Origin of the sequence: Xenorhabdus sp. PR6a, from assembly GCF_028599065.1 — a bacterium.
GTDB classification, from domain to species: Bacteria; Pseudomonadota; Gammaproteobacteria; order Enterobacterales; family Enterobacteriaceae; genus Xenorhabdus; species Xenorhabdus doucetiae.
This window is the reverse complement of sequence record NZ_JAQRFJ010000094.1, coordinates 1-7,634: the sequence shown is the minus strand read 5'-3', so window position 1 is coordinate 7,634 and position 7,634 is coordinate 1. Positions and strand designations below refer to the sequence as shown.

The following is a 7,634-nucleotide window of genomic DNA, read 5'->3' as shown; positions in this document are numbered from 1 at the left end:
ACCAATACCGCGGTATCCAACCCCTGATATTTGCCAAATACCAGAAAGAGATCGGCGATTTGAGCAAAAGTAATCCAGCTTTTTTGCCCGTTAATACTCAGCTCATCCCCATGATCTTCAAACTGGGTCGATAGATTTTTAGAATCTCCGCCGGCAGAAACTTCTGTTTGAGCAAAAGCACCAATAATTTCACCCTTGACCAACGGTGACAAAAAGCGTTGTTTTTGATCTTGGGAACCCCAATCCTCGATGGTTTTTAACATCATTGAGTGGACATTCAACAAACCAGTGAGCGAGCCACTTCCGGCACCGATGGCCATATTCAGTAACCCGAATGTGGTAGCATCAAATCCCAGTCCGCCATTTTCTGTTTTTGCCAATCCGCCCAACCAACCATGACGTGCAAGTTACTGCACCACACTGGCTGGTATTGCTTCTGATAAATCCCATTCGTCAGCATAAGGTGCCACTTCCGTTGCCGAAAATCGCTCAAATGTTTGTCGCCATTCTTGCTGCACAGGTGATAAAAAGCGATTAAACATTTGCGACCACCTTTTTATCTAAAAAATGGCAAACCGCTTGAATGCTCGAAAAATTAGCATTATCGAGATCATCAATTTCAACTTTAATTTTGAAATTTTTTTCTAGAAAGGAGATGAGTTGGATAGTAGCCAGAGAGTTAACCAACCCTGTTTCGAAAATATTAATGCTATCACCTAAATCCTGCTGACCAGAAAGTTTGCAAAGATATTCAGACACTAATTTCTTACGCTCAGATATATTCATCACGATTTTCCTTTACAACCTTAATTTCATTTGTTTTTTTGTCTGCAATAATTATCTGGATGGTTTATAAAAAGCATAGCTACCGCACGGGATTATTATCGCCCTAAAATAAAAACTCAGGATATTCATCTAGCAAAACAGATAATTCAACGCAGATTAATAACAATCCATCGCTTTTTCCATAATATAAAATATTAATTAAATTATTCTTAGTAAGAAGATAATTATTGAAATTTATAAAAAGGTTTCGCAGAGTAATATACCCTCCTTTTTTTATAATCTTCAAACCGAGGATATAAATAAAATTCATTCAATATAGAAAATAGATTTTTAATATATGGATAAAATAAGAGATGATATTAAAAATTCCTCTATTAAACCGCCCGTTAATTAAAAAATATAATTAATGGTGATTCATTATTAGATCTATGCAATCAAGCCATAGTGCAACCCACAACACTACAGCCTGGAATATGAAAGGTGAGATAAAACGACAAAAGGCGTGTTAATTAAAAACGCCGGTGGACAAATACCGGTCACCACGATCACAAATAATCGCGACAATAACGGCACCAGGGTTTTCGGCTGCAATGCGTAACGCCCCGGAAACGGCTCCACCAGAACTGACACCACAGAAAATGCCTTCTTTTTGCGCCAATAAACGCATTGTCGTTTCCGCTTCCGCTTGACTGATATCCAAAACCCGATCCACCAACTCCTTCTGATAAATGCCCGGCATATAGGCCGGAGACCAACGGCGAATACCGGGGATATGACTATTTTCCGCAGGTTGTAATCCGGTCACTTGCACTTTGTCTGACTGAGATTTCAGATAGCGGCTCACTCCGCTAATTGTGCCTGTTGTTCCCATACTGGAAACAAAATGGGTGATCCGCCCTGCGGTTTGCCGCCAGATTTCCGGGCCAGTGGTATTGAAGTGAGCCAGTGAATTATCCGTATTATTAAATTGATCCAGCACTTTTCCTTCGCCGTTTCTCTCCATTTCTTGCGCCAAATCCCGTGCACCTTCCATTCCCAATTCTTTACTGACCAAAATTAATTCGGCACCGTAAGCCCGCATTGATGCCTGCCTCTCAAGGCTCATGTTTTCAGGCATTAATAATTTTAAGCGATAGCCTTTTACCGCCGCGATCATCGCCAGTGCAATACCGGTATTGCCGCTGGTTGCCTCAATCAGAATATCACCCGGCGCAATTTCTCCGCGTAATTCCGCTTGCCGGATCATCGAAAACGCCGCCCGATCTTTCACGGAACCCGCCGGGTTATTGCCTTCCAACTTCACCCAAATTTCAGCATCAACGTTTTCTGTCATTCGTTGTAATTTTACCAGCGGTGTATTACCGATAAATTCTTCCAAGCTTGCCACAGCATTACCTAATTCATATAAGAATGGGTAAACAAATAATCATATTAAGGAAACCGTCGCAAGACATTAAGCAAAAAATCCAAGGCAAACGGGGCCAATTTCGCCAAAACTGATCTCCCGTTGCCAGTGGAGCCATCCATCATGGCAACATCACCTGACGGACAAATTCCTTTTTCAGCTGCATACTGTAAGCCCTACCGTAAAATTTCACCGCCGTTGCCGGGGGGCTGACATCCGAGACAACCGACTTATACATCGGCGTCGAGCCAAATACCCTGTTCAGTTCTTTCTGGGTATCAGCCCGGATCAACCAGTCAAGAAACACCCTTGATGCCGCCGGATGGGGGCTATTGGCGGCAATAGCCGCCAGATTTCCCCCGCTGGGCATCCCAAACTGCGGAATATAGAATTTCAGCCGGGCGGTGATGGCCCCTGTTTTTTGTAGCCCGATCAGATGATCTTCCCAGGCGGGTGTCAGCATCAGTTCGCCGTCATTCAACCGGGTCAGACTGTCCGCACTCGACGCCGTCAGAGTAATGCGCTCTTTGTTGGCGGTGAACCACTGCCAGCCTTTCTGCCAGTTGGCCACTACGGCCGGATCTATCTGCCCGGCGGTGGTATCAAAATCGCCGCCCAACAGTGTCACTACGCGCTGAATGAACGCGTCTCCGGCACCGCCGTTATTCGGGTCGTTGTAGCCAAATTTCCCAGGATGGGCATCGATAAAGCGTTGCAGCGCTTTCAGGGTCTGCGGCAATGGGGTGTTTCCCATCTGCTGGGGATCGTAAGCCAGCCCGGTCTGGTTGCCCCAGAAAACCACGGCGTACCCCTGCGTATCGACATTCTGGATCTGGTGATACGCGTGCGGATAACCGGGCACCCCGTCTATCCGAGAGAGCGACTTTGCACCGAGCGCCACGGGGAGTTGCCCCACGGACAGAGCAACCACGTCAATTTTACCCTTCTCCTGACGGGATTCGGCCAGCAGTTTATTCATTATACCGTCCGCAGAACCTTCAGGAATGGATACCCTGATGCCGTATTGCTGTTCAAAGGGCTTCACGAAGCTGCGCCACTGGGATTGCAGATACCAGACGTTGAAAGTCACATGGCCTTCCTGCTTCGCCTGAGCCATCACCGTATCCCAGTTCTGGCTGTTCATCTCAGCGGCGGCAAATGTCAGCGAACTGAACAGCAGGCCACTGATCAGGGTTATCACGATTTTTTTCATCACAGTTGCTCCTGTAAAACGTCAGGCCTTACCCGTGGACTGCGCCAGATAGTTGCCCTTCAGCAACTTCTCGATGATGAGCATCAGGACAACACTGGGAATTGCCAGGATCATCGACACCACCGCCGCGTCCGGGCGCACAAAGGCGTAGCCGAGGAAGGTATAGAGGATGGTCGGAACAGTAATAAAATCCGGTGCGCCCAGAACATAGGCGATGCTGAACTCCTCCAGGCTTTTCACCAGACAGAAAATCAGTGCAGCCAGGAAACTCGGTTTCAGCAGAGGCAGATAGGCGTTACTGAACGTCCCCCAGTAACCAGCCCCAAGGTCACGGCTGGCGTCAATCAAATCCTGCGGTACCGCCTTAAATCCCGCAGACATAATGCGGATAGAATAGGGCAAGGTCAGTACCGTATGACCCAGCACAATGCCAATGAACGGGTTACTGATCTTAAGCTTCATCAACATGGCACTGAAGAAAATGGCGGTGATCATACCCGGCATCACCAACGGGATCAGCGTCAGCATCTCCGCCACAGCCCGCCCACGAAAGTTCAGGCGTCCGAAGGCATAGGCCGTAGGCAGTGACAGCAGCAGGCTCACCCCCGCCACCACTGGGGCGAGGGTATAGCTGTTGAACAATGCTTCAGGCAGCGCGGTGTTTTCCCAGACCAGTTGCCAGCGGTGAAACGACAGCACCGGCGGGAAGAGGTCCGGGTAACTCCACGGATGCTGGGGATCGACCAGCGACCATAGGATCGCCATACCGAACGGCAACCCCAGCCATACCAGATTAACCACCCCAAAGAAAGTCAACGAAATCGTGATCACCAGACGGCCATGGGCGGTGCGACTCATAGGATCTCTCCTTTGCGGGTGGTAAACGGTGTGATAATGAGGGTTATCAGCAAGGTGCAGACAGCCGCGGTCACCATCATGATGGCGGCGATCACCGCCGCATTGTTCCATTCGCCGTATTCCATGGCGGTCGCCTGCATCAGGCGAGCCAGCGAATACGTGTTTCGCGGCCCGGCCACCGAGAAGAAAGCAAAGTCGCCCAGTGCGCCGATAAACACCAAAATCAGCGCCACCTGAACGGCAGGCAGGGTGAGCGGCACCACCACATCAGTAAAACGCCGCCAACGACTGGCTCCCAGATTACGGGCCGCATCCAGAACATCATGACGGATGGCGTTCACGGCACCTCCCACCAGAATCAGGGCAAACGGCAGGTTCTTCCAGATTTGCAGGATCACCACGCCCCAGCCAAAGTCGTCGTTTTGCAGGTGCAGGGGTGCGCGGATAATTCCCATCGCCAGCAGTAGTTCATTGATAACGCCATGATAGGCGATGATGTTGACGAACAGAAAGGCCGCTACCAGACCGGGGATAAACATCGGCGCACGCAGCACGGCAATAATGCCAGCTTTCATGGGGCGCGGCTGGCGCAGCCACAAGGCAAGCGGATAAGCAAGCAGCACCGCGCCGATCGCCCCCAGCAGCGACACTTTCACCGAGTAGTACAGGGCGCGGTGCAGCACTTTGTCCTGCAACATGTTGCGCCAATATTCCAGCGAGAAATGGCTATCGCCCGTCAGGTTGAAGTAACCAATTCCCTGCATAAGCATGACGTAAACGGTAGATCCCATCAGCAGCAGAATGGTCCCCAGACCGCTCAGCATCAGCAGCCAAGCCAGCAGATCCTGGCGCCAATTTTTCATGATGCCGACTCCAAAAAGTGAATGGCGTCTTCCGGCAGGCGGAAGCCGACGCGCTCGCCCGGACCGACCGGAGGCTTCTTAAGCAACTGCAAGCGTACTGACAGCCCGGTGTCGTTATGCCCCCAGGCTTCGGTGAAATTGCCCACAAACGCCATTTTGTCGAGGGTCAGGGTGAAATGGTTATCACCGGTCTGCGCCTTGCCTGTTAACTGCGCATCCTCCGGCCGCCAGCAGATATAACAGTGCGCCGCGCACGGCGGTTGAGCTGAACGGACATAAAACTCGCCCAGACGGCACCGTACCCGGAAATACCCCGGCTGCGACGCCGGCGTCACCTGGGCGGTATCAATATTGGCTGCGCCGATAAAATCCGCCACGAAACGGTTCGCCGGACGGTAATACATCTCCTCCGGCGTACCGATCTGCACCACGCGCCCCCCGTTGAGCAGCACGATCCTGTCAGACATGGACAACGCCTCTGCCTGATCGTGGGTCACATAAACCGACGTAAGCCGGTACTGGCGCTGTAGCGCCTTTATTTCGAAACGGACACTTTCCCGCAGCCGGGCGTCCAGATTGGAAAGGGGTTCATCAAACAGGATCACATCCGGGCGGGTGATCATGGCGCGAGCCAGCGCCACGCGCTGTTGCTGGCCGCCGGACAACTGGGCGGGCATTCTCAGTCGCTGATTTTCCAGACCTACCTGTTTCAGCACGGCAGTCAGTCGGCTGTGCTGTTCGCTGGCAGCGATCCGTTTTTGTTTTAGACCGAAGCAGATGTTGTGCGCCACATTGAGGTGCGGGAACAGGGCATAGGATTGAAAGCACATGGCGGTGTTGCGCTTTTCCGGCGGCAGGTGGTTTATGATCTCGTCATTGATCAGGATACGCCCGCTGTCCGGCGGATAAAACCCGCCGATAAGCTTCAACAGCGTGGTTTTACCACAGCCGCTCGGCCCCAGCAACGTCACAAACTCCCCCTCTTGCGCACAGAAAGAGATGTCGCTGGCGGCACTGACACCGCCAAAGTTTTTGCTCACCTGTTCCAGCATCAGTTTTGCCATACCCAGATTTCCCGCCGTATGCCGTGTGAAAGAGGATTATTATATCTACAGGATAAACACGCCATGATATGTGACAGGGATCATTTAAAACGAAAAATGTTCCGAATCTGGCACAATGCAGCACAATTAATATGGCTTGCTGGGATTGCGGCAAATTTTGTGTCGGCCATTTCACATTTAAATTTCACTGTGAAATGGTAAATTAAATCACCGTGACTATTCACCGAGGAACAGAAGATGGCGTTCAATTTTCACCGGGCAACTGAAGGGGTGGTACTGGCCAACAGTCACCGGGGGTTTTCCAGTTGCTGCCCAGAGAACACCTTTCCGGCGTTTGAGGCAGCCCGCAAGGCAGGGACACACTGCATTGAGATCGACGTCCATCTCACGGCAGACAATCAGCTTGTGGTAACCCACGATCACCGAATCGACCGGGTATCGACCGGACAAGGATTCGTGGAGCAGATGACACTTCCGCAGTTGCGGGCGTTCGATTTTGGCGTCCGGTATCATCCGGCGTTTGCCGGTACAGAGATCCCGCTGTTGGCGGATGTGCTGCGCTGGGCGGTGGAACACGGCATGGGGGTGATCGTCGAAGCCAAACAGCGCCGGCGGCACGAGGCGTTTGTCACAACCATGACAGCACTGCTGCGCGCACAGCCGGACGCGATTTCCCATATACAGTTGCTGGGCTTCAACCACGTGCTGATTAATCAGGTGCAGGCGCAGATCCCGGCACTGGTGTTACAGGTGGTGACGCTGGAACGCTACAATAACCAACTTGCCGCAGTGCAACAGTCAAATGCGGGTTGTGTGTGCTTTGAATATGAGTTTGCCCATGTGGATGATCTGCGCGCCTATAAAAAGGCCGGGCTGGGAGTAAGAATGTTCCTGCATAGCACGAAAAACGGCAGGGACCCGCTGACCCAGTATCAAGAGCAGTTCGGGTATGACAGTCGGCCGGAGATCTTGAGCTGGCTGCGTGAAGGGCTGATTGACATGCTCAGCCACGATGATATCCCGTATTTGCAGTCACTGATTGAGGAAGCGGGTCTGCGCTGGAGTTAAACGGCCACTATCATAATGATAAAGGCAACCATGAACACCGGGCGCTGCGGGAAACGCAGCGCTTGCTTTACCGTTATTTGCCCTTACAGGGGCAATGCTTAGCCCGTGCCACCACAATCGCGTTCATTCGAGCAGACGCGAATTGAAAAATTATCCTCAGCGTTGGATAAATAGCATGATGTTACTCCTCCAAATGCTTCAATTCTAACGGGGGAGCGGGTCTGGTAAGCGGTCTCGATCGTTGATAATAATCGTTGATGTAGTATCCGCTTTTCATTGTCTGTCTTGGTGGCGAGCGTCTCTATGCTAATAATAATGTGTCCCGTGGCCTTCTTGGTCCCATCCGGCCATTGAGATAAATAGTAGCTCCCCTGAGG

General features: G+C 51.3%; 9 protein-coding genes and 1 pseudogene. 1 reads left to right on the top strand and 9 read right to left on the bottom strand.

Annotated elements, in window-relative coordinates; all coding sequences use genetic code 11:
• The 8 genes and pseudogenes from PSI15_RS16525 to PSI15_RS16490 form a co-directional block, all read right to left on the bottom strand.
• On the bottom strand, positions 1 to 263 hold a 263-nt coding region (locus PSI15_RS16525), incomplete at its 3' end, for an acyl-CoA dehydrogenase family protein (protein ID WP_273584490.1).
• Positions 249 to 542: pseudogene (locus PSI15_RS16520) on the bottom strand (acyl-CoA dehydrogenase family protein); the annotation flags it as partial. The pseudogene PSI15_RS16520 and the gene PSI15_RS16525, both read right to left, overlap by 15 nt.
• Positions 535 to 786 carry an acyl carrier protein gene (locus PSI15_RS16515; RefSeq protein WP_273584489.1) on the bottom strand — a complete coding sequence of 84 codons (252 nt, stop codon included), beginning with the start codon at positions 784 to 786 and terminating at the stop codon, positions 535 to 537. The pseudogene PSI15_RS16520 and the gene PSI15_RS16515, both read right to left, overlap by 8 nt.
• Positions 787 to 1,291: 505 nt before the next feature.
• Positions 1,292 to 2,173, bottom strand: a complete 882-nt coding sequence (gene cysM, locus PSI15_RS16510) for a cysteine synthase CysM (RefSeq protein ID WP_273584488.1) — start codon at positions 2,171 to 2,173, stop codon at positions 1,292 to 1,294.
• A gap of 139 nt (positions 2,174 to 2,312) precedes the next feature.
• Positions 2,313 to 3,404 carry an extracellular solute-binding protein gene (locus PSI15_RS16505; RefSeq protein ID WP_273584487.1) on the bottom strand — a complete coding sequence of 364 codons (1,092 nt, stop codon included), beginning with the start codon at positions 3,402 to 3,404 and terminating at the stop codon, positions 2,313 to 2,315.
• Positions 3,405 to 3,425: 21 nt separating this feature from the next.
• Positions 3,426 to 4,262 (bottom strand): ABC transporter permease, encoded by an 837-nt coding sequence (locus PSI15_RS16500; protein ID WP_273584486.1) that lies wholly within the window; start codon positions 4,260 to 4,262, stop codon positions 3,426 to 3,428.
• On the bottom strand, positions 4,259 to 5,125 hold the full coding sequence (locus PSI15_RS16495) for an ABC transporter permease (RefSeq protein WP_273584485.1): 867 nt from the start codon (positions 5,123 to 5,125) through the stop codon (positions 4,259 to 4,261). The genes PSI15_RS16500 and PSI15_RS16495 overlap by 4 nt, the downstream gene beginning before the upstream one ends.
• Positions 5,122 to 6,189 carry an ABC transporter ATP-binding protein gene (locus PSI15_RS16490; protein ID WP_273584484.1) on the bottom strand — a complete coding sequence of 356 codons (1,068 nt, stop codon included), beginning with the start codon at positions 6,187 to 6,189 and terminating at the stop codon, positions 5,122 to 5,124. The genes PSI15_RS16495 and PSI15_RS16490 overlap by 4 nt, the downstream gene beginning before the upstream one ends.
• A 237-nt stretch (positions 6,190 to 6,426) precedes the next feature.
• Here PSI15_RS16490 and PSI15_RS16485 point away from each other — a divergent pair, with 237 nt between their 5' ends.
• A complete protein-coding gene (locus tag PSI15_RS16485) occupies positions 6,427 to 7,257 on the top strand; it encodes a glycerophosphodiester phosphodiesterase (RefSeq protein ID WP_273584483.1) in 831 nt (276 codons plus the stop codon).
• Between the two features lie 98 nt (positions 7,258 to 7,355).
• On the opposite strand, the gene PSI15_RS16480 is transcribed toward PSI15_RS16485, so the two are convergent.
• The coding region (locus tag PSI15_RS16480; RefSeq protein ID WP_273584482.1) for a hypothetical protein at positions 7,356 to 7,634 on the bottom strand (279 nt) is incomplete at its 5' end.

Bases quoted from the DNA above. Each gene is read 5' to 3' on its own strand.
- PSI15_RS16515 (WP_273584489.1), bottom strand. From the start codon at position 786: ATGAATATATCTGAGCGTAAGAAATTAGTGTCTGAATATCTTTGCAAA.
- PSI15_RS16505 (WP_273584487.1), bottom strand. From the start codon at position 3,404: ATGAAAAAAATCGTGATAACCCTGATCAGTGGCCTGCTGTTCAGTTCG.
- PSI15_RS16500 (WP_273584486.1), bottom strand. From the start codon at position 4,262: ATGAGTCGCACCGCCCATGGCCGTCTGGTGATCACGATTTCGTTGACT.
- PSI15_RS16495 (WP_273584485.1), bottom strand. From the start codon at position 5,125: ATGAAAAATTGGCGCCAGGATCTGCTGGCTTGGCTGCTGATGCTGAGC.
- PSI15_RS16490 (WP_273584484.1), bottom strand. From the start codon at position 6,189: ATGGCAAAACTGATGCTGGAACAGGTGAGCAAAAACTTTGGCGGTGTC.
- PSI15_RS16485 (WP_273584483.1), top strand. From the start codon at position 6,427: ATGGCGTTCAATTTTCACCGGGCAACTGAAGGGGTGGTACTGGCCAAC.